Here is a 17,689-nt window from a genome sequence, read left to right on the forward strand (position 1 = left end):
TTCTACCTCAAAAAGAAAATGCCCGGGCCAAGCCCGGGCATTCGCATCTCTCAATCTTCGAACGAGAAGCCTTACGCCCCCACCATCGGCATGCGCGGATATTCGCCCGGCGTTCCCGCAGGCGTAATCGGGATGCCGCCGTCGGCGTATTCGTTGAGCTTGTTGCGCAGCGTGCGGATCGAGATCCCCAGGATGTTGGCGGCGTGGGTGCGGTTGCCGAGGCAGTGCTTCAGCGTCTCCAGGATCAGGTCGCGTTCGACGTCCGCCACCGTGCGGCCGACGAGAGCGCGCGTCACCTGCTCGGCGGCCATCGTGGCATGCGCGACGGCCGGTACGGTCTTGGCGAGGTCGAGGCGGTCGCCGTCCGGGGTGAGGATCGCGTCGGGTCCGATCTCGTCGCCCTGCGCCATCAGCACGGAGCGGTGCATGGTGTTTTCGAGCTCGCGGACGTTGCCCTGCCAGCGGTTGCTGGAGAGCACGCGGCGCGCTTCCGCCGAGATCGGGCGCACCGGCACGCCGTTGGCTTCGGCGTACTTCTTCACGAAGTGCTGGGCGAGCTCGAGGATGTCGAGCGGACGCTCGCGCAGCGGCGGGATCTTCAAATTGACGACGTTGAGGCGGAACAGCAGGTCCTCGCGGAACGTGCCTTCGCGCACGGCCTCGGCCAGATTGCGGTTCGAGGTCGCGATGATGCGAATGTCCACCGGCACCGGCTTGGTGCCGCCGACGCGGTCGATCACGCGCTCCTGGATGGCGCGCAGCAGCTTCGATTGCAGGCGGACGTCCATCTCCGAGATTTCGTCCAGCAGCAGCGTGCCGCCGGTCGCTTCCTCGAACTTGCCGATGCGCCGGGCGATCGCGCCGGTGAAGGCGCCCTTCTCGTGGCCGAACAGCTCGGACTCCAGGAGATGCTCGGGGATCGCGGCGCAGTTGATCGAGATGAACGGCCGCTTGGCGCGGGCCGAGCGGGTGTGAACGTAGCGGGCCAGCACTTCCTTGCCGGTGCCGGATTCGCCGGTGACCATCACCGAGGCGTCGGAGCCCGCGATCTGCTGCGCGAGCTTGATCACCTTCGCCATCGCCTCGTCGCGATAGACTAGCTCGCGGGAATCGTTGGCCACGGCGGCCAGCACCGCGGCGATCAGCTCCGGATCCGGCGGCAGCGGGATGTATTCCTTGGCGCCGGCGTGGATCGCGGCGACCGCGGCGCGGGCGTCGTTGGTGATGCCGCAGGCGACGATCGGGGCGTGGATGTGCTCGGCTTCCAGCCGCATCACGAGGTCGCGGATGTCGAGGGCGACGTCGACCAGCAGGAGGTCGGCGCCCTTGCCGCCGCGCAGCACGCGCATCGCCTGCTCGTGATCCTCGGCATGGGTCACGGTGGCGCCGTTCTCCATCGCGATCTTGGTGGCGGTGGTGAGCTGGCCCTTCAATGTGCCAACGATGAGAAGCCGCATATCAGTCTCCTGTCCGTCTGGTCGCGCTGCCGCGCGTCATTCCCTGTGTTCGCGTAATAATTACGTGCGTTCGGTCTTGATGATTTCGGTCATGGTCACGCCGAGCTTGTCCTCGACCAGGACGACCTCGCCGCGGGCGACCAGCTTGTTGTTGACGTAGATGTCGATGGCCTCGCCGACGCGCCGGTCGAGTTCCAGCACGGTGCCGGGCCCGAGCTTCAAGAGCTCGCCGACGTCCATCTTGGAGCGGCCGAGCACAGCCGAGACCTGCACCGGCACGTCGAACACGGCCTCGAGGTCGGCGGCGGCGCGCGCCGCATATTCGTCCTCGTTGTAGCCGACGTCGGTGCCGGTTGGCGGCATCGGGCCGTTGAGATCGGGCAGCGGGACCTGTCCGTCGGTGTCGCTCATGGCTTAGCTCCCCCTGCGGGACGCGATATAGCGTCCGACCATTTCGTCGATCTTGGCCGCGATGGCGCCGCGCTCCAGCACGACGCCGCCATCGGCCCATTCGATCCGGCAGTCGCCGGTCGCAATCTCCGGCTCGGCCAGGATCACCAGCCGGCCCTCGAAGCCGCTCTGCTTGGCAAGCCGCTCGATCTTCTCGCGGGCGCTGTCGTAGAGCTCGTCGTTGATGCGGACGACGAGATGCGGCGTCGCGACCAGATGCGAGAAGCAGTCCTTGACCAGCGCCACGATCTCGCCGAGCGGCTCGGCGGCGACCAGATCGGCGCACAGCTTGCGCGCCACCGCGACCGCGACCTCGACCGCCTCGGTCTCCATCTTGGTCTCGATGTTGCCCATGCCCGAGGCGACGCCCCGGATCGCGATGTTGATCTCTTCCATGGCGAGCGCGACGCGGCGGTCGCTCTCGGCCTTGGCCTCGCGCTGGCCGGCAGCAAAGCCGTCCTGATAGGCGCGCGCCTCCGCTTCCGCGACCTTCTGGGCGATTTCGGCCGCGGACGCGGCCTTCTCGCGCGTCCGATCCGGCGCGGCGAAGTCGGTGTCGAACAGGAATTTTGCCGGTGCGGCCATCAATACACCAGTTCGTCGTCGGCGCGGTTCTTGGTCAGCATGATCTCGCCCTTGGCGGCGAGGTCCTTGGCGAGGTTGACCAGCAGCGCCTGCGCCTCGTCGACGTCGCGCAGACGGACCGGGCCCATCGCCGCCATGTCGTCCTGGAGCATCTTGGCCGCGCGCGAGGACATGTTGCCGAAGAAGAAGTTGCGGACGTCCTCGTTGGCGCTCTTGAGCGCGACGCCGAGCTTGTCCTTGTCGACGTTGCGCATCAGGGTCTGGGCCGAGCCGGAATCCAGCTTCACGAGGTCGTCGAAGGTGAACATCAGCGCCTTGATGCGCTCGGCCGATTCCCGGTTGTCCTCTTCCAGCGAGGTGATGAAGCGGGTTTCGGTCTGGCGGTCGAAATTGTTGAAGATTTCGGCCATCACCTCGTGGGCGTCGCGGCGGCGGGTTTGCGACAGGTTGGACATGAATTCGGTGCGCAGCGTCTTCTCCACGCTCTCGATCACCTCCTTCTGCACCGCTTCCATCTTCAGCATGCGGTTGACGACGTCGAGCGCGAGGTCCTCGGGGAAGATGCCGAGCACGCGCGCGGCGTGCTCCGGCTTCAGCTTCGACAGCACCACCGCGATGGTCTGCGGATATTCGTTCTTGAGATAGTTGGCGAGAACCTCTTCCTGCACGTTGGAGAGCTTCTCCCACATGTTGCGCCCCGCGGGGCCGCGGATCTCGTCCATGATGCCGTTGACGCGCTCCGGCGGAAGGTATTGCTGGAGCAGCCGTTCGGTGGCGTCGAAATTGCCCATCAGCGCGCCCGAGGCCGACATCCGCGAGACGAACTCGAGCAGCATGTCCTCGACCGTGTCGACCTCGACGGTGCCGAGCGTCGACATTTCCAGCGAGAGCTGGCGCACCTCGTCGTCGTCGAGCATCGACCAGATCTTGCCGCCGTACTGCTCGCCCAACGCCAGCATCAGGATCGCGGCGCGCTTGGGTCCCGCCACCGCCTCGGACTTGCCGCCCGCACGGCTGCCCTGGCGGGCGCCGAGCGTCGAGATCACGCTGGTGATGTCGTTGGAGTTGGCGTTTTGCAAGTTGGCGGCCATGTCAGTTCACTTCTCGATCATTTCGCGGGTTCGGTCAGCCATTGGCGGATGATGGCGACGGTTTCGTTGGGGTTGCGTTCGGCGAGCTCGCCGACGCGATGAACGGACTGGGCGTGGACCTGGCCCTGGATGGTGGCGACGTCGATTGCGCTGGCGGCGCCGCTAGGCAGCAGCGCCTGGCCGGCGGCCGGGGCGGCCTCGTCCGAGGCGGACGGGCCGGCGAGCACGCCGCTGATGGCGGCGGCGACTTCGTCGGAGGCGAGGATGCGCTTGACCAGCGGGCGGATCACCAGGAACAGCACGACCAGGCCGAGCAGCATCATCACGCCGAGCTCGACGAAGTACATGACGTCGTCCTTGGTGAACTGGAGCATGCCGAGGAAGCCGCCAGGTTCGCCGATCGGGGCGGTGGAGGGGGCGTCGGCAAAGCGCAGATTGACGACCTCGACCTGGTCGCCGCGCTTCTGGTCGAAGCCGATCGCCGAGCGCACCAGGGTCGCGATGCGGTCGAGCTGCTCCTTGGTGCGGTCCTGATAGGCCAGCTCGCCTTTCTCGTTCTTGCTGTAGATGCCGTCGACCAGCACCGCGACCGAGATGCGGTTGACCCGGCCGGCCTCGGTCACCTCGGTCTTGGTGGTGCGGGAGATCTCGTAATTGTTGGTCTCCTCGGTCTTCTTGCTCTGGTCCTTGGCCGCGACGCCGCTGTTCTGCTGGTTGCCCGGCAGCTCGTTGTTGACGGTGACCTGGCCGTTGTTGTCGGCGGTCATGCTGCTTTCTTCGCGGGTCTGGCTCGAGCGCAGCACGCGGCCCTCGGGGTCGAACTTGTCCGAGGTCTGGGTGATCTTGTTGAAGTCGAAATCGGCGGAGAGCTGGACGCGGGCGCGGCCCGAGCCGACCACCGAGGAGACGATGTCCTCGACCTGCTTGCGCATCCGCTTCTCGAAGGTGGTGCGGCGCTCGTCGCCGAGCGCCTGCTCCGGATCGGTCGCGGCGCCGTCGGCGAGCAGCTGGCCGGCCTCGTCGACGATCGAGACCCGCTGCGGCTTCAGTCCGTTGACGGCGGAGGCGACGAGATGGCGGATGGCCCTGATCTGCTGCGCCTCCAGCGCGCCGCGGACCCGCACCACGATCGAGGCCGACGGCTCCGGCGCCTCGCGCGAGAACAGCGGGCGCTCCGGCAGCACCAGATGGACGCGGGCGGCCTGGATGCGGTCGATGGCGCGGATGGTGCGGGCGAGCTCGCCTTCCAGCGCGCGCAGATGATTGATGTTCTGGACGAAGGAGGTGGTGCCGAGCGCGTCCGACTTGTCGAACACCTCGTAGCCGACGCCGCCGCCCTTGGGCAGGCCGCCCTCGGCGAGCTTCATCCGCAGCCGCGTCACCTTGTCCTTGGGCACCATGATGATGGTGCCCTCGTTGCGCAGCTCGAACTGGATGGCTTGGCGTTCCAGGTCCTTGATAATGCTGGAAGAATCTTCGACCGAGAGGTCCGTGAACAGCGTCGTCATCTGCGGCGTGGTGACCCGCATGATGACGAATGCGAAGAAGCCAACGAGCGCGGCGGTGACCGCGATCATCGCCCCGAACCGGGCGGCGCCGATACCTTTTAAAAAGTCCGCAAGACCTTGCAAGCAACCGCCCCGACCAATTCGACCCGCATTCCAGAGCGGTCGACTGGGCAATTATTGCCTAGGTGATGGTTTCGATATGGTTAACGAAGGTTAAGAGCTGGGACAAAAGTAGCGCCAAGGACCAACATGAAAAAAATCGGCCTCGCAGGGCGAGGCCGATTTTCGTCAAAAGCCGCAGATTTCCGGATCGCTTACTGGCGATATTGCTGGATGCGGGTGGTGCGAAGACCCGCCAGACCGTGCTGGTCGATGGAAAACTGCCAGGAGAGGAATTCGTCGACCGTCAGCGTATAACGGCTGCAGGCCTCCTCGAGGGAGAGAAGTCCGCCGCGAACGGCGGCGACGACTTCAGCCTTGCGGCGGATGACCCAGCGTTTGGTGCCGGGTGCGGGCAGATCTGCGATCGTCAGCGGACTGCCGTCCGGCCCGATGACGTATTTTACCCTCGGGCGATGGGGTTCTGTCATGGCGTACTCACAAACTCTCAACCACTGAACTCACGCCGTAACCCTACGCGCCGCGGCTTAAAAATCCGCTAAGCCTAAGGGTTCAATACAATTCTCGTTGAAACTTGCGGGAACGCGGCCGGCTTGGCGGGCTGGAGACGCAATTTCAGCGGGCCGGGAGGGGCAGAAGGTAAATACTTTACTAACAAATCGGGCCCGCGCGCGACGCTGCCAGGCCTCTAACCGTCGTCCCGGCGAAGGCCGGGACCCATACCGCGTGATCTATCGATGAGACGCAGATAGCAGTACCGGGATTGACTTCCTAACCACGAGTCTTCGCCAAACTTCTCCCTGTGGTTATGGATCCCGGCTTTCGCCGGGATGACGAATTATGTGGCTCGTGCCGTTCCTCAATTGCTGCTCGTCGCGATGATGCTCTTCACCTGGCTCAGCGTGTAGCTGGCGCCGTCGATGGTGAGCAGCGGCGGCGACTGGGTCAGGTCGACGGACGACACCACGCCCTGCACCTGCGCGGCGATGCCGACATTGTTGCCCGCCACGTCCTTGCCCGTGGCCGAGATCGTGTACTTGCCGTCGGGCCATTGCGTGCCGTCATTGCCCATTCCGTTCCAGGTGAAGGGAATGTCGGTGCCGGCGGCGGCGGTATATTTGCCGGTGAACACGGTTTGGCCGCTGGAATTGGCGACGGTGACGTCCACGGTCGAGTCGGTCGGCACGTTGAGATGCCAGGTCGCCGACGAGTTCTTCATGGTCGCGGTCGAGCCGTCGACCAGCGCCGTCTTGCCGACGAAGCCCAGCGCCTGGGTCGCCTGCGTGGTCTGCTGCAGGGTGACGAGCTGGGACAGCGCATCGTTGGTCTTGAGCTGCTGCTCGACGCCGGCGAACTGCACCAGCTGCTGGGTGAACTGGTTGGTGTCGAGCGGATCGAGCGGGTTCTGGTTCTGGAGCTGCGTCGTCAGCAGCGTCAGGAAGGTCTGGAAGTTGCCGGCCAGCGTCGATCCCGTCGTCGAGCTCAGCGAGTTCGACGAGGAGGATTTCGGGATGTCGGTCGTGCCGGAGACGACAGTTGGGGCAGTGGCGGCATTCGTGGTGGTCATGATCGAATACTCCTCACACTCTGATGTCGACGCCGCTGCTCGATCCGAGCATGCGGCCGTAGCCACGTCCCACGGGCGCGGCGGCAACGGTGTCGTCCTCGCTGATGATCAGCCGGCGGGCATTGCCGCCATTGTCGTTGTTCTGGCCGGAGTTCTGGCCCGACGAATTCTGGTCGCGCAGGCTGAAGGAGAGCCCGTTGCTGCCGGTCTTGAAGCCGGCATCGTCGAGCGCGCGCTGCAATTGCGGTGCGTCCTGCCGCAGCATTTGCAGCGTCTCCGGCTTCTCGACGGTGAGATGCGAGGTGACCTGGCCGTTGCGGTCGACATTGATGCGCACGTCGATGCGGCCGAGATCGACCGGATCGAGGCTGATGTCGAAGCGGGTCTTGCCGGCGCGCGCGGCGGCTGCGATCTCGATCGGCACGGCGTTGATCGGCACGGCCGTCGAGGTGGCCGCGGTCGCGGTGAGCGTTGCGGTCGAGGCGGTCGCAGCCGAATTCGTATTGGTCAGCGGCGCCTGCACGGCGGAGGCGGCCTGTGCGCTGGTGTCGGTCGCGGTGACGGGGCCTTGCGCATTCGCATGGGCGTGCGTGGCCGGTGCGCCAGGGGTTGCGTCGGCGGCGCGGTCGGCGGGACCTGTCTTCGCGTCGGTCGCGCCGGCCTCGTCTTGCGGCTTGGCCGCTTGCGGATGCGCGGCGCCCGTCGCGGTCGCCGGAGTTTGCGCGGTCGTAGCGTTCGCCTTGCCCGCGTCCTGGCCGATATTGGAGACGTCGCTTCCGCCTTGCGCGGTGGCGGCGGCCTTGAACGAGGTCTTCGGCGTGCCCTGGTCCACCGCGGCGATCAGTCCGCCATTGGTCTTGGCGTCGGTCGCGGTGCCGTCGGTGGTGCCGGTCGCAGCATCGGCGAGCGTCGCCGAGGTGTCGGCATCGACCTTGGCGCCCGCGGCCTTGGCGCTCTTGTCGCCGGCCGTCGCGGTATCGGTCTTGGTGCCGGCGATCTGCGCCGCGGTGGAGGCGCTGGCGGCGATGCCGGCGGCGGCGATCGTCAGCGGCGAGGCGGCGGCATCGCCGGCCTGGTTCGCCGCAGCGTTCGGATCGAGAGGCACGACCGGCGCGGCCGCCACGACGCCGGGATCAGGCACGGCGGTCTGCGTCGCGTCCACTTGCGCGGCCGCTGCGGCATCGACGGCGGCGGCAAGTCCGTCGGTGCCGTCGGCCTTGTCGCCCTTGGTCTCGTCGGACTTGTCAGCCGATTTGGCGTCGGACGCCTCTGGCTTGTCCTTGGTCTTGCCGGTCTTGGTTGGATCCTTGGCTGGATCCTTGGCCGGATCGTCCGTCGCCTCGCTCCTGGCGGGCGCGGAAGTGTCGGTGTCGTCGCTCGCCTTGCTCTGCGAGGAGGGGGCGGTCGAGGCGGTGTCGCGCGGGCTCTTGTCCGAGGCGGACGACGCCGAATCGGTCCGCCGCGGCGCGCTGTCCTGCGCCTGCGAGGCCGCGTTGTTGCTGATCGCCTGGGTGTTGCTGTCGACCAGCGAGCCGAACGAGTCGTTCGTCGAGGTGTCCTTCGGCCCTTGCGAGCGCGCAGTCTTTTGCTGCGCGCTCGGAACTGGCGCGCTCGCAGCTACATCTGACGTCCGACCGACCACAGGCGACCCCTTGAAAACATCTTCGGCACAGGGGTAGCAAGGAGCGGGCCAGCCCCGCGCGACCAAATTTATCTTTGAAAATCAATATCTTGATGGATCAAAGTTGCCGCCGCAGGGCCCTCCGCGACCCCGCCATTTCTGCCGCCCCGGCAAGAATTGCCCTAAGCCGGCCTCCCCCGTGATTGCTTCACCGGAATGCCCCCTATATTAAAGAGATCGCTCTCAGCCGCTTTCGACTGGGGAAATCGCGCCTCTGCGGGAACCGAAGCTCCCCGGGACCGCCGATGTCCCGGCCAAGGCACATCGCGGATCGCAAAACGCCGCCGTCACACCTTAAGAACCCATGCTCAACAGTCTGGATCTCGAAGGCCGTCCGCAGGACACCAGGGTCGTCGTCGCCATGTCGGGCGGCGTCGATTCCTCGACGACGGCTGCGCTGCTCAAGGCTGAGGGCTACGACGTCGTCGGCATCACGCTCCAGCTCTACGACCACGGCGCGGCGACCCATCGCAAGGGCGCCTGCTGCGCCGGCCAGGACATCCACGACGCCCGCGACGTCGCCGCCAAGCTCGGCATCCCCCATTACGTGCTCGACTACGAGGACCGTTTTCGCGAATCCGTCATCGACAACTTTGCCGACAGCTACGCGCTCGGCGAGACGCCGGTGCCGTGCATCGAGTGCAACCGCTCGGTCAAGTTTCGCGACCTCCTGAAGACCGCGCGCGAGCTCGGCGCCCAGGCGCTCGCCACCGGCCATTACGTCGCCTCGCGCCATCTCGACGACGGCTCGCGTGCGCTGGTGTGCGCCGCCGATGCCGATCGCGACCAGAGCTATTTCCTGTTCGCGACCACGCGCGACCAGCTCGATTTCCTGCGCTTCCCGCTCGGCGACATGACCAAGCCGCAGACGCGCGAGCTCGCGCGCCGCTTTGGTCTTGCGGTCGCCGACAAGCACGACAGCCAGGACATCTGCTTCGTGCCGACCGGCCGCTACACCGACATCATCACCCGCCTGCGTCCGAACGCGATGGACCCCGGCGACATCGTCGATCTCGACGGCCGCGTGCTCGGTCAGCACAACGGCATCGCCAATTTCACCGTCGGCCAGCGCCGCGGCCTCGGCATCGCCGCTCACGCGCCGCTGTTCGTGGTGCGGCTCGAGGCAGCCAACCGCCGCGTCGTGGTCGGCCCGCGCGAGGCGCTGAAGATGCACAGCATCGTGCTGCGCGACGTCAACTGGATCGGCGACGGCGACATCGACCGCGCCATCGGAAGCGGCCTCGAGATGTTCGTGCGCGTGCGCTCGACCCGCAGCCCCCAGCCGGCGTGGCTGCGCGGCGGCAATGGCCATTACGAGGTCGAGCTCGTCGCCGGCGAGGAGGGCGTCTCGCCGGGACAGGCCTGCGTGTTCTACGACGCAGCCAGCGGCCAGGCCCGCGTGCTCGGCGGCGGCTTCATTCAAAGCGCCGCGGCCAAGGTCGCGAGCAACGCAGCGAGGCCGCTGGTGGAAGCGGTGCGCGGCTAAGAAAAAAAGCTGGGGCAGGGGGCATGGCAGCAGACATCTCGCGGGCCGGGGTCGAGAAGGCCTATGGCCGCTGGGCGCCGGTCTACGATCTCGTGTTCGGCAAGGTGTTCGACGCCGGAAGGCAGTCGACCATCGCGGAGGCCGATCGCATCGGCGGCCGCATCCTCGACGTCGGCGTCGGCACCGGGCTCTCACTGTCGGATTATTCGCGCACCACGAAAATCTGCGGCGTGGACATTTCCGAGCCGATGCTGCGCAAGGCGCAGGCGCGCGTGCGCGCGATGCGGCTTAGCAATGTCGAGGTGCTCTCGGTGATGGACGCCAAGAACCTCGCCTTCCCGGAAAACTTCTTCGACGCGGTGGTCGCGCAATATGTCATCACTGCCGTGCCCGATCCCGAAGGCACGCTCGACGAATTCGTGCGTGTGCTGAAGCCGGGCGGCGAGCTGATCCTCGTCAACCACATCGGCGCCGAGAGCGGTCCGCGAAAACTGTTCGAGCTCGCCTTTGCACCCGTTGCCCGCCGCCTCGGCTGGCGTCCGGAATTCCCGTGGCAGCGCCTGGTCGACTGGGCCGCGAAACACGGCGGCATCACGCTCGCCGAGCGCCGCCCGATGCCGCCGATGGGGCACTTCTCGCTGATCCGCTACCGCAAATCGTGATCGGAAGCATGATCCGGAAAAGTGTGAAGCGGTTTTCCGACAAGATCATGCTCAAGAGACAAAGGTTAAAGCGCGAGTTCCTCGCGCTTTAGCGGGAACGCGGGACCTCGCCCGCGCGTTTCCCTCCCATGCGCACGACATCAAAACTCCTCTTTGCGAGCCTCGTCGTCGCCGTCTCAGGAGCCGCGATCGCACAGGCCCCGCCGCTACCTGCGACGCCGCCGCAAGCGACTGCGCCGCCATCGCCGCAGCACGCCGCCAATTGCCTGCCCCAGGACCGCCCGAACCGTGCCGCCGTACCCGACGGCACCACCACCGGCCAGTCCCGGGAACCACTCGGCGACAGGCTGGCCAAATCCGACGGTGTGCTCTGCCCGCCCGCCGGCGTAGACCCCGACATGCACGCCCCGGCCCCCGACTCCGGCGGCAACACCCCCGTCATCCCGCCCCCCGGCAGCCCCGGCGGCGACCCGACGGTCAGGCCGAAATAGGCCCGTTCCGCACTCCCAATCTCGTCGTCATGCCCGGGCTTGTCCCGGGCATCCACGTTCTCAGGCCGGCGAATGAAGGCGTGGATGGCCGGGACAAGCCCGGCCATGACGGATTCGGCCGGAAATTCGGCCCTGAAACAGGCCCAATTCGTTCCCGGCCGCGGACTTGTCCCGCCGGAGCCTTGGCGAAGGCGGAAGCTTTCGCGAAAGCGGAAGCGAAGGCGGATTGACAGCCCGCCGCCCCCTTCCTTATATGCCGCGCGTTCGCGAGATCGGCCCTGTTCGGCCACCCGCGAGCCCTGTGGCGGGGTAGCTCAGCTGGTTAGAGCACGGGAATCATAATCCTGGGGTCGGGGGTTCGAGTCCCTCTCCCGCTACCAAATCCAGCGTAACCCCTTGATTTCCCAGACTTGGCCGATCGATGACTTGGCCGATCGATGTTTCGCCATGCAAGGCGTTCTTCAGGAGACTTGACGCTCCCTCGTTGTGAGCGGGGCTCCCCAGTCGAAAGCAAGCAACCGTGATCGGCGCGTGCGTGATCCGCATTTGCGTCCATCCTTTGCCGTAGCAGGTTTCCAGTTATCGTTCCGGCAGAGCCGTGAGCTCTCGGGGCGGCTTGATGCGCCAGAACGGATATGCCGCCAGGTCTTTCGATTGCTGCCCGAACATATCGACCCGTCTGCTTGTAAACTCCGTAATGACGCCGAAAAATTCAGTTGGTGACCTGATCGTCGCAAGTCTCAGGCCGAATTCAAAAGCAAATTGCGCGTTGGCCCCGGCTATCTCAAGAAGCTTCGCTTGATACGCCTGCATGTTTGCCGTCGCCAAAGCAAAGCCTTTCGTTGGATCGCTATCCGTCATTCTCTGACTGAGGTCATCTGGTAAGGCATCCACCCGAGGCTCAATGATAGGAACCTCGTGTTTAGGATCATCATGAAGCTCAGGAGGCGGTTCAATCGAGACTGCCGCAACAGAGCGAAGTAAATTCTCTTTCGGGCTTCTAACAATGGCCTGCTTGTTCCGTTGGGCCCGCGCGGCCATTTTCGGATTGCGAGCGCGCTTTGGCGCTGTCGCCGGTTTGCGTTTGCTCATCTGACGCTCCAAGAAATGGGGGGGCGACCACAACGGTCATTTCTCAGAGGACAACAGGCTTTGTGACGTGGCGTTCCAAACCGTGCGTTGTTGGAGTCCCGCATGAACTGAGATCATTGCACGTTCTGCGATGTCGCCGATGATTTTAGGTAGCAACTCCAACCAACGAACGTCTAACTGGCGATCTTCCTGACCTATGTTCAACGGCGTCGTCTGAGCCATGCCTTGATTCTCGCGAGACTTCCTTGATCCGGAAACTCGGCGATGTGCTCGAGGACAACCTGAGCGCCCAGTGAAGCCAGACTACCCACCGAGCGAATGCTCGAGGAAGAAGCGCAGCATTTCCCTCGTCGCATCCGGCCCTTGCGGATCAGTGTAGGACCCGGCGGGGCTGCCGCCTGACCACGCGTGTCCGGCGCCATCGATGTTCCAGTGTTCGGAAATCGCCCGACCGGCCCCGTCGATCAGGATGGTGCGAGTATAGGCATGGCCGTGGGGTACGCGTCCGCGAAGTACCTTCGTCGTCGGCCTCGTTGCCCTGGCGGACTGCTCGATAATCTGATCGCCATTCTTTGGATGCACCGTAGTGTCGCGATCGCCGTGGAAAACGATGGTCGGTACAGAAGTTTTGCCATCCGCAACTGCCTTGGAGCCGCCTCCCTGCCGCATGGCTGCGAACGCGGAGGGAAGATCGCTCGCGGCTCCACACGCGAGGCCTGAATGAATACCGACGGCCGCGTACAGGTCGCTATACGTTGCGCCCATGATGGCGGCAGCGGCCCCGCCGGCCGACAGACCCGCGACGTATACGCGCTTCGGATCGATCACATGGTTGCGCATGATCTGGCGGGTAATGCCGGCGATCATCGAGGGCTCGCCCCCGCCGCGCCGCTGGTCGCCCGTGCGAAACCAGTTCCAGCACTTCGACTGGTTGGCTCCGCTCGGCTGCTCAGGATAGACCACGAAGCAATTCTGCTCTTCTGCCAGGAAGTTCATTCGGGTGCCGGCCGCGAAATCGTCCGGCGACTGGGTGCAGCCGTGAAGCATGACGATCAGGGGAAGCCGTTGCCCCTGACAGCGGCTTGGGATGAACAGCTTGTAGGTCCGGCTTCCCGCGGCGTTACTGAAGGTACCGGCGATAAACCGTGTGCCCTCGGGCACGATGTCCGATGGGGACAGAGGAGCGCGCGTGATCGGACTTCGCAGGCCGAGCCCGGAAAAATCCCGCATGCCGTCGAGCGGTAAGGAGCGTCTGCGTCCCTGTGCAGAGCGGATCGGCGCAATCTGCGGAGCTTCCCGCTCCTCGACGACGTTGGCCGTGGCGTCGATGGTAAGCGGATCGAGCCGCGGGAGCCGAGCCTGAGAGGCGCTGCGAGACTCCGGTGTTGGAGCGCTACCGCCCTGGAGCATGCGCTGCAGCAGCGCGGTGGCCTCGACCAGTTGGCCGGCACGCGTGAGGCGGGTTGCTTCGCGGACTATGTCTTGATTCAGCATCGTTCACCTCGTTCTGTCGGCGAGAGCGGCCTTGACCGCGGGAGTGGCGTGAAGGGCCCCCAGCACCGAGACCGACGCGATTGTGGCGCGAGCCAACTCGGGAGTGACGTCCTGGGCGATGGTGGCTAAGCCCAAAACATTGATCTGCAGCATCTCGCCGGCGCGCCGCGCCGCTTCGAGATCCTCGCGAGTGTAGTTGCGCAGCCCGAGGTCCAGGTTCTTCCGGGCCGTGGACTGTCTGACGACCTCTACGTGTCGCTCGAGCTGGTTCCGGATTGCTGTCCGGATGAAATCGGTCCGGTTCGAATAGAACCCTTCCTGCACCATAAGATCGACATGACCGAGGTCGACGTAGCCAAGGTTGATCGTGATCTTCTCGGTGTCGGGGGACTTGGATCGCAGCTCGTGCACATTAGCGGCCATAGAGAACCATCCAGCTACCATCCCACCGGATGGTGTGTGGATGTTATCTAGATGCTCCGGGGCGCGTTTCAAGGGGATGGTGCCATCCAATGACCCTGGACGAGCAGCTCGCGCAAGGCGGGGCCGCGTTTTCTAACTTTTCGGACTAGCTGCGCTCGCTCTGATCGCCGCTACCCCGTCGGGCAAAACACCCGCCACCCTCGTCAACCCCTCTCGACAAAAATATTCCACTTTACCGAAATTCGGAAATAGCGTATGTGTCGCCCATCCCGGCTCATCCTTGAGGGGCGATCTTGTGTCGTCACGTTTCGCGAGTCGGGCTTGCGGTGGACGCGGCAGCGTCGGGCGCGAGAGGCCAAGGGCAGGGCGGATTGCTCTCCGTGAGCCCAGGACTTCGTGCGGACGAACAGCGCTGACAGGTTCGTCTCGCCTGTAGGTTTCCGGCTCCGTCGACAGGGTCGGGAAAACTGCGGCGAAATGGCGGGCCGTGCGTACGGCAAAACCGTGTGGTCCTGGCCGTCGTTGCTACGGTCAAGCTCCTGCGAAGGCGGCAGTCGCGTCAACCGGCGCGGTGCCGGTGAATTTCGCGAGAGCGAGGGAGGCCAGAAGGAACTCGGCTCCCGGGAGAGCACGGCATAAGCCGTCCAACCACTGCGCAGGGAAGGCCGAGTGATCGGCACCACCTGTATGCTGCTGTGCGGTCTCCTTTGCGCTACATCTCGCGCAGCGGACCGCGGGTGCGAGGTCAGCACCCGGCCTTCCCTGCGCCCTCTTGGCTCAAGAGGGCAGAACGACGAAGCAAAGCTCGGGCGAAATGCGCCGCGAGGCTGCGGAGGCGTGTCTGTGCATTTGCGGATCGCAATGCGCGTTTGAGGCTGGCAATCGCCCCTTGCTCGCAACGACGTTGGGGCGGGAGCGAGCGCTTCAAATTTCGGCTGCAGGATGATTGTCGGCAATTCGGCGTCGCCCAGATGGACCGGTCAGCTCCGCAATCTCCCCGTATCGCGTGCAGCGCGGCGGCTGCTCCTCCAGGATCTGCCGCACCGACTGCGAACATCGCCCGCACCTGACGGTGCATCCCAGGCAGTCGTAGACCTGTGCTGCCGAAAGCAATTCGTCGTCAGTCGCGACCACCGCGCCCCTGATGTCATGGTCGCTGATGATGTTGCAGGAACAGACGATCATGCCGGATTCCGTTGCGTGATGCGACGCGCCGCATGGAGTCTGACGGCGGCATTCGTCGCGTTGGCGATGGCGCGGCTGCGATCGTCCGTTCCGGTCCATTGGGCGTCACGCCCGCGCGGATCGATCTCCAGCAGCTTGACGCCCGCCGGAACCTCGCTGCCGTCGCGGGCGATGCCGCGCAAAATCCCGTCGCGCGGCGCGAGCACTGGAACGCCGGAGAGATGGCCGAGCACGAGATCGCGGAAGACACGGGTGCCGATCTCGACCGGCGTGTGCCAGCGTCCGGCGAATTGCGAGTAGACGAAGCGTTCCGCGCCGACATCGCCCAGCGAACTTGCGATACCGTCGGCGGCGTCGGTCCAGCGCGTGTCGGTCACGAGCCCGATCCTGCCGGGCCGGGTCTCCACCGCGACGTCGCAATTGAAGTCCGACGAGAAGCCGGGGCCGAGGCCAATGGCCAGCCGAGCGAGGCGCCTGAGGTCGGGCGTGATCCGGCGCTTCTGCAGGCGTGCATCGATCAGGAGGTCGATGTGACGGACCGGAAGCAGGTCGAGCAGGCCGAGCCAGGTCACCATGATGTGCGGCGCCCGGCACAGTGCTTGATGGACCTGCACGCCACCGTCGACGCGCTCGGCAACGACGTCCTCGAGCTGCACGGTGTCGGTGAAGAGGGCATCGTGAAACGCCATCTTGCGCCGGATCACCGGTGGATCCGGATCGTGGGACAGCACCACGCTATATCCGGCGCGCACGAGCTGGATGCCGACCGCGGACGCGATCTCGTTGGTACCGAGAATGACGGCAAAGAGTTGGTGGTCGTTCGGCTGGGGCATCTGAAACCACGTTTGCAGGGAATGTGCAGCAAGGCGCGATCAAGCTTGCAACGGGAAGAGCAAGAGCCGGGCCATTTGGAACGGTTGAAAAACAGCCCGCAACTGCTGGCCAGCATTCGGAAAGTCGAAACGCGTGGTGATGGCACCGTTTGGTCCGAAAGCGCACGCTCGGATGTTGCAAACCCTGCAGCGTGTCGCGAAGCCGACATCGGCCGGCGAAAACCGCAACGATTGCACGACAAGGCGTGGCCCAATTCCTGCAAAGTTTCTCCCGGTTGAATTTGCTGGCGCCCTGTTGGTTGCAGTGAGGAGTTGATGTGACGCTCGATCTGCTGGATCGCGACGGCGCGCCGGGTGGCGCGTCAGCACCCGATGTCGCACTGTGTCCGTTTCACGGCGACAAGTCGCGTGCGCAAGGTGGCGAACGGAAAACGCTGGTGCTGACCGGCGCGTCCCGGGGCATCGGACATGCTACGGGAAAGCTGTTTTCCGAAGCTGGCTGGCGGATCATCACATGTTCCCGACAACCGTTCGACGGTGGCCGTTGTCCCTGGGATTCGGGGGCCGACAATCATGTGCAGGTGGAATTGGGCGACCATCGCGCGCTGCCGCGCGCGGTCGCCGAGATCAAGGAGCGGCTCAACGGCGGTCCGCTGCATGCCCTGATCAACAACGCCGGCATTTCGCCAAAGGCCGCTGACGGCGCGCGGTTGAATTCGCTGACGACGCCGGTCGAAACCTGGATGAGCGTGTTCCACGTCAACCTGCTCGCGCCGGTCCTGTTTGCGCAGGGCCTCGCCGATGAGCTGAAGCGGGCCGCCGGCTCGATCGTCAACGTCACGTCGATCGTGGGTTCGCGGGTGCATCCGTTTGCCGGCACCGCCTATGCAACGTCGAAGGCCGCGCTCGCGTGCCTGACCCGCGAAATGGCGCACGACTACGCGCCGTTCGGAATTCGCGTCAACGCCATTGCCCCCGGCGAGATCAAGACGGACATTCTGTCGCCGGAGACCGAGGCCAAATTGGCACCGATCATCCCCCTGCATCGCGTGGGCACGCCGGACGAGGTTGCGAAGGTGATCTTCTTCCTGTGCTCGGATGCGGCCAGCTACGTTACGGGTGCCGAAGTACCGATCAACGGAGGGCAGCATGTGTGATCAGGCGGCAGCAGCTGGCTCCGGAAAAATTCTCGCGGATTTGCGCTGGATCAATGCGAAGAACCCGATCTCGAGCATGTCGCGCATTTCGATGGTAAATTCCGTGAAGTGGATGACAAAGCGTGCAGGCGCCATGGAATCTTTTTGCAGTAGTGCCGACAAGTTGGGCGCGATTCGTGTCCCGTCTTCTGCCTGAAGATGCCGGCGATCTCCTTGGCAGCATCGGTAAAGTTGGCTGCCACGGCGACGTTGGTCTGCGCGGCCTGCGCCGGCGCAGATGCGAGCAGCAAGCCCGTAACGAGGGCGATCGAGCGAAGCAGTTTCATGATGAACTCCAGCGGACGGCAGTTGCTTCAGCACAGCCCGATTGCTGCGCGGTAACGGCCAAGATGGTCTCAGCAATCGGC

General features: G+C 65.0%; 18 protein-coding genes, 1 tRNA gene and 1 pseudogene. 5 read left to right on the forward strand and 15 right to left on the reverse strand.

The window, feature by feature from the left end; translation table 11 throughout:
• Window positions 1-71: 71 nt before the first annotated feature.
• The 8 genes from A3M7_RS0116790 to A3M7_RS0116825 form a co-directional block, all read right to left on the reverse strand.
• Window positions 72-1,457: a sigma-54-dependent Fis family transcriptional regulator gene (locus A3M7_RS0116790; protein ID WP_027544968.1), complete on the reverse strand. Its 1,386-nt coding sequence runs from the start codon at window positions 1,455-1,457 to the stop codon at window positions 72-74.
• A gap of 60 nt (window positions 1,458-1,517) precedes the next feature.
• Entirely contained in the window at window positions 1,518-1,868 is a 351-nt protein-coding gene (gene fliN / locus A3M7_RS0116795; protein WP_011089739.1) for a flagellar motor switch protein FliN, read from the reverse strand.
• Between the two features lie 3 nt (window positions 1,869-1,871).
• Window positions 1,872-2,492: a FliH/SctL family protein gene (locus tag A3M7_RS0116800; protein ID WP_027544969.1), complete on the reverse strand. Its 621-nt coding sequence runs from the start codon at window positions 2,490-2,492 to the stop codon at window positions 1,872-1,874.
• Window positions 2,492-3,583 (reverse strand): flagellar motor switch protein FliG, encoded by a 1,092-nt coding sequence (gene fliG, locus A3M7_RS0116805; protein WP_027544970.1) that lies wholly within the window; start codon window positions 3,581-3,583, stop codon window positions 2,492-2,494. Before fliG ends, A3M7_RS0116800 begins: the two co-directional genes overlap by 1 nt.
• 17 nt (window positions 3,584-3,600) lie before the next feature.
• Window positions 3,601-5,214, reverse strand: coding sequence for a flagellar basal-body MS-ring/collar protein FliF (gene fliF / locus A3M7_RS0116810; RefSeq protein ID WP_027544971.1), 1,614 nt, complete (start codon window positions 5,212-5,214; stop codon window positions 3,601-3,603).
• 191 nt (window positions 5,215-5,405) lie between these two features.
• Window positions 5,406-5,681, reverse strand: coding sequence for a DUF1153 domain-containing protein (locus tag A3M7_RS0116815; protein ID WP_002714638.1), 276 nt, complete (start codon window positions 5,679-5,681; stop codon window positions 5,406-5,408).
• A gap of 389 nt (window positions 5,682-6,070) precedes the next feature.
• A complete protein-coding gene (locus tag A3M7_RS0116820) occupies window positions 6,071-6,778 on the reverse strand; it encodes a flagellar hook assembly protein FlgD (RefSeq protein ID WP_027544972.1) in 708 nt (235 codons plus the stop codon).
• Window positions 6,779-6,791: 13 nt separating this feature from the next.
• Window positions 6,792-8,420, reverse strand: coding sequence for a flagellar hook-length control protein FliK (locus A3M7_RS0116825; RefSeq protein ID WP_027544973.1), 1,629 nt, complete (start codon window positions 8,418-8,420; stop codon window positions 6,792-6,794).
• Window positions 8,421-8,763: 343 nt separating this feature from the next.
• Here A3M7_RS0116825 and mnmA point away from each other — a divergent pair, with 343 nt between their 5' ends.
• From mnmA to A3M7_RS0116850, 4 genes are all read left to right on the forward strand, one after another.
• Window positions 8,764-9,945 carry a tRNA 2-thiouridine(34) synthase MnmA gene (gene mnmA / locus A3M7_RS0116830; protein ID WP_027544974.1) on the forward strand — a complete coding sequence of 394 codons (1,182 nt, stop codon included), beginning with the start codon at window positions 8,764-8,766 and terminating at the stop codon, window positions 9,943-9,945.
• A gap of 23 nt (window positions 9,946-9,968) precedes the next feature.
• Window positions 9,969-10,607 (forward strand): class I SAM-dependent methyltransferase, encoded by a 639-nt coding sequence (locus A3M7_RS0116835; RefSeq protein WP_027544975.1) that lies wholly within the window; start codon window positions 9,969-9,971, stop codon window positions 10,605-10,607.
• A 128-nt stretch (window positions 10,608-10,735) separates the two neighbouring features.
• Complete coding sequence (locus A3M7_RS50505; protein WP_084302229.1) at window positions 10,736-11,098, forward strand: hypothetical protein; 363 nt, start codon at window positions 10,736-10,738, stop codon at window positions 11,096-11,098.
• A 303-nt stretch (window positions 11,099-11,401) separates the two neighbouring features.
• Window positions 11,402-11,478, forward strand: a tRNA-Met gene (locus A3M7_RS0116850).
• Window positions 11,479-11,677: 199 nt separating this feature from the next.
• Here A3M7_RS0116850 and A3M7_RS0116855 read toward each other — a convergent pair.
• The 6 genes from A3M7_RS0116855 to A3M7_RS0116875 all read right to left on the reverse strand — a co-directional run bounded on the left by A3M7_RS0116855 (window position 11,678) and on the right by A3M7_RS0116875 (window position 16,125).
• Entirely contained in the window at window positions 11,678-12,190 is a 513-nt protein-coding gene (locus A3M7_RS0116855; protein WP_027544976.1) for a phasin family protein, read from the reverse strand.
• 36 nt (window positions 12,191-12,226) lie between these two features.
• Window positions 12,227-12,412 (reverse strand): hypothetical protein, encoded by a 186-nt coding sequence (locus tag A3M7_RS44340; RefSeq protein ID WP_049823473.1) that lies wholly within the window; start codon window positions 12,410-12,412, stop codon window positions 12,227-12,229.
• Between the two features lie 81 nt (window positions 12,413-12,493).
• Complete coding sequence (locus A3M7_RS0116860; protein ID WP_027544977.1) at window positions 12,494-13,684, reverse strand: PHB depolymerase family esterase; 1,191 nt, start codon at window positions 13,682-13,684, stop codon at window positions 12,494-12,496.
• A 3-nt stretch (window positions 13,685-13,687) separates the two neighbouring features.
• Window positions 13,688-14,107 carry a CopG family transcriptional regulator gene (locus A3M7_RS0116865; protein WP_027544978.1) on the reverse strand — a complete coding sequence of 140 codons (420 nt, stop codon included), beginning with the start codon at window positions 14,105-14,107 and terminating at the stop codon, window positions 13,688-13,690.
• A 924-nt stretch (window positions 14,108-15,031) separates the two neighbouring features.
• A complete protein-coding gene (locus tag A3M7_RS44345) occupies window positions 15,032-15,292 on the reverse strand; it encodes a bacterioferritin-associated ferredoxin (RefSeq protein ID WP_049823474.1) in 261 nt (86 codons plus the stop codon).
• Entirely contained in the window at window positions 15,289-16,125 is an 837-nt protein-coding gene (locus A3M7_RS0116875) for a xanthine dehydrogenase (RefSeq protein ID WP_027544979.1), read from the reverse strand. The genes A3M7_RS44345 and A3M7_RS0116875 overlap by 4 nt, the downstream gene beginning before the upstream one ends.
• A gap of 317 nt (window positions 16,126-16,442) precedes the next feature.
• Between A3M7_RS0116875 and A3M7_RS0116880 the strand changes: the two genes are divergently transcribed.
• On the forward strand, window positions 16,443-17,282 hold the full coding sequence (locus A3M7_RS0116880; protein ID WP_027544980.1) for an SDR family NAD(P)-dependent oxidoreductase: 840 nt from the start codon (window positions 16,443-16,445) through the stop codon (window positions 17,280-17,282).
• A 173-nt stretch (window positions 17,283-17,455) separates the two neighbouring features.
• On the opposite strand, the pseudogene A3M7_RS50510 reads toward A3M7_RS0116880, so the two are convergent.
• Window positions 17,456-17,608: pseudogene (locus A3M7_RS50510) on the reverse strand (molybdate ABC transporter substrate-binding protein); the annotation flags it as partial.
• Window positions 17,609-17,689: the final 81 nt, after the last annotated feature.

Source organism: Bradyrhizobium sp. WSM2254 (assembly GCF_000472645.1).
GTDB lineage: Bacteria > Pseudomonadota > Alphaproteobacteria > Rhizobiales > Xanthobacteraceae > Bradyrhizobium > Bradyrhizobium niftali.

What these genes read in the sequence shown, in the direction of transcription:
- A3M7_RS0116865 (WP_027544978.1), bottom strand. Translation starts at nt 14,107, where the DNA reads ATGGCCGCTAATGTGCACGAGCTGCGATCCAAGTCCCCCGACACCGAG.
- A3M7_RS0116790 (WP_027544968.1), bottom strand. Translation starts at nt 1,457, where the DNA reads ATGCGGCTTCTCATCGTTGGCACATTGAAGGGCCAGCTCACCACCGCC.
- fliG (WP_027544970.1), bottom strand. Translation starts at nt 3,583, where the DNA reads ATGGCCGCCAACTTGCAAAACGCCAACTCCAACGACATCACCAGCGTG.
- fliN (WP_011089739.1), bottom strand. Translation starts at nt 1,868, where the DNA reads ATGAGCGACACCGACGGACAGGTCCCGCTGCCCGATCTCAACGGCCCG.
- A3M7_RS0116855 (WP_027544976.1), bottom strand. Translation starts at nt 12,190, where the DNA reads ATGAGCAAACGCAAACCGGCGACAGCGCCAAAGCGCGCTCGCAATCCG.
- mnmA (WP_027544974.1), top strand. Translation starts at nt 8,764, where the DNA reads ATGCTCAACAGTCTGGATCTCGAAGGCCGTCCGCAGGACACCAGGGTC.
- A3M7_RS44340 (WP_049823473.1), bottom strand. Translation starts at nt 12,412, where the DNA reads ATGGCTCAGACGACGCCGTTGAACATAGGTCAGGAAGATCGCCAGTTA.
- A3M7_RS0116800 (WP_027544969.1), bottom strand. Translation starts at nt 2,492, where the DNA reads ATGGCCGCACCGGCAAAATTCCTGTTCGACACCGACTTCGCCGCGCCG.
- A3M7_RS44345 (WP_049823474.1), bottom strand. Translation starts at nt 15,292, where the DNA reads ATGATCGTCTGTTCCTGCAACATCATCAGCGACCATGACATCAGGGGC.
- A3M7_RS50505 (WP_084302229.1), top strand. Translation starts at nt 10,736, where the DNA reads ATGCGCACGACATCAAAACTCCTCTTTGCGAGCCTCGTCGTCGCCGTC.
- A3M7_RS0116815 (WP_002714638.1), bottom strand. Translation starts at nt 5,681, where the DNA reads ATGACAGAACCCCATCGCCCGAGGGTAAAATACGTCATCGGGCCGGAC.
- A3M7_RS0116860 (WP_027544977.1), bottom strand. Translation starts at nt 13,684, where the DNA reads ATGCTGAATCAAGACATAGTCCGCGAAGCAACCCGCCTCACGCGTGCC.
- A3M7_RS0116835 (WP_027544975.1), top strand. Translation starts at nt 9,969, where the DNA reads ATGGCAGCAGACATCTCGCGGGCCGGGGTCGAGAAGGCCTATGGCCGC.
- A3M7_RS0116875 (WP_027544979.1), bottom strand. Translation starts at nt 16,125, where the DNA reads ATGCCCCAGCCGAACGACCACCAACTCTTTGCCGTCATTCTCGGTACC.
- A3M7_RS0116820 (WP_027544972.1), bottom strand. Translation starts at nt 6,778, where the DNA reads ATGACCACCACGAATGCCGCCACTGCCCCAACTGTCGTCTCCGGCACG.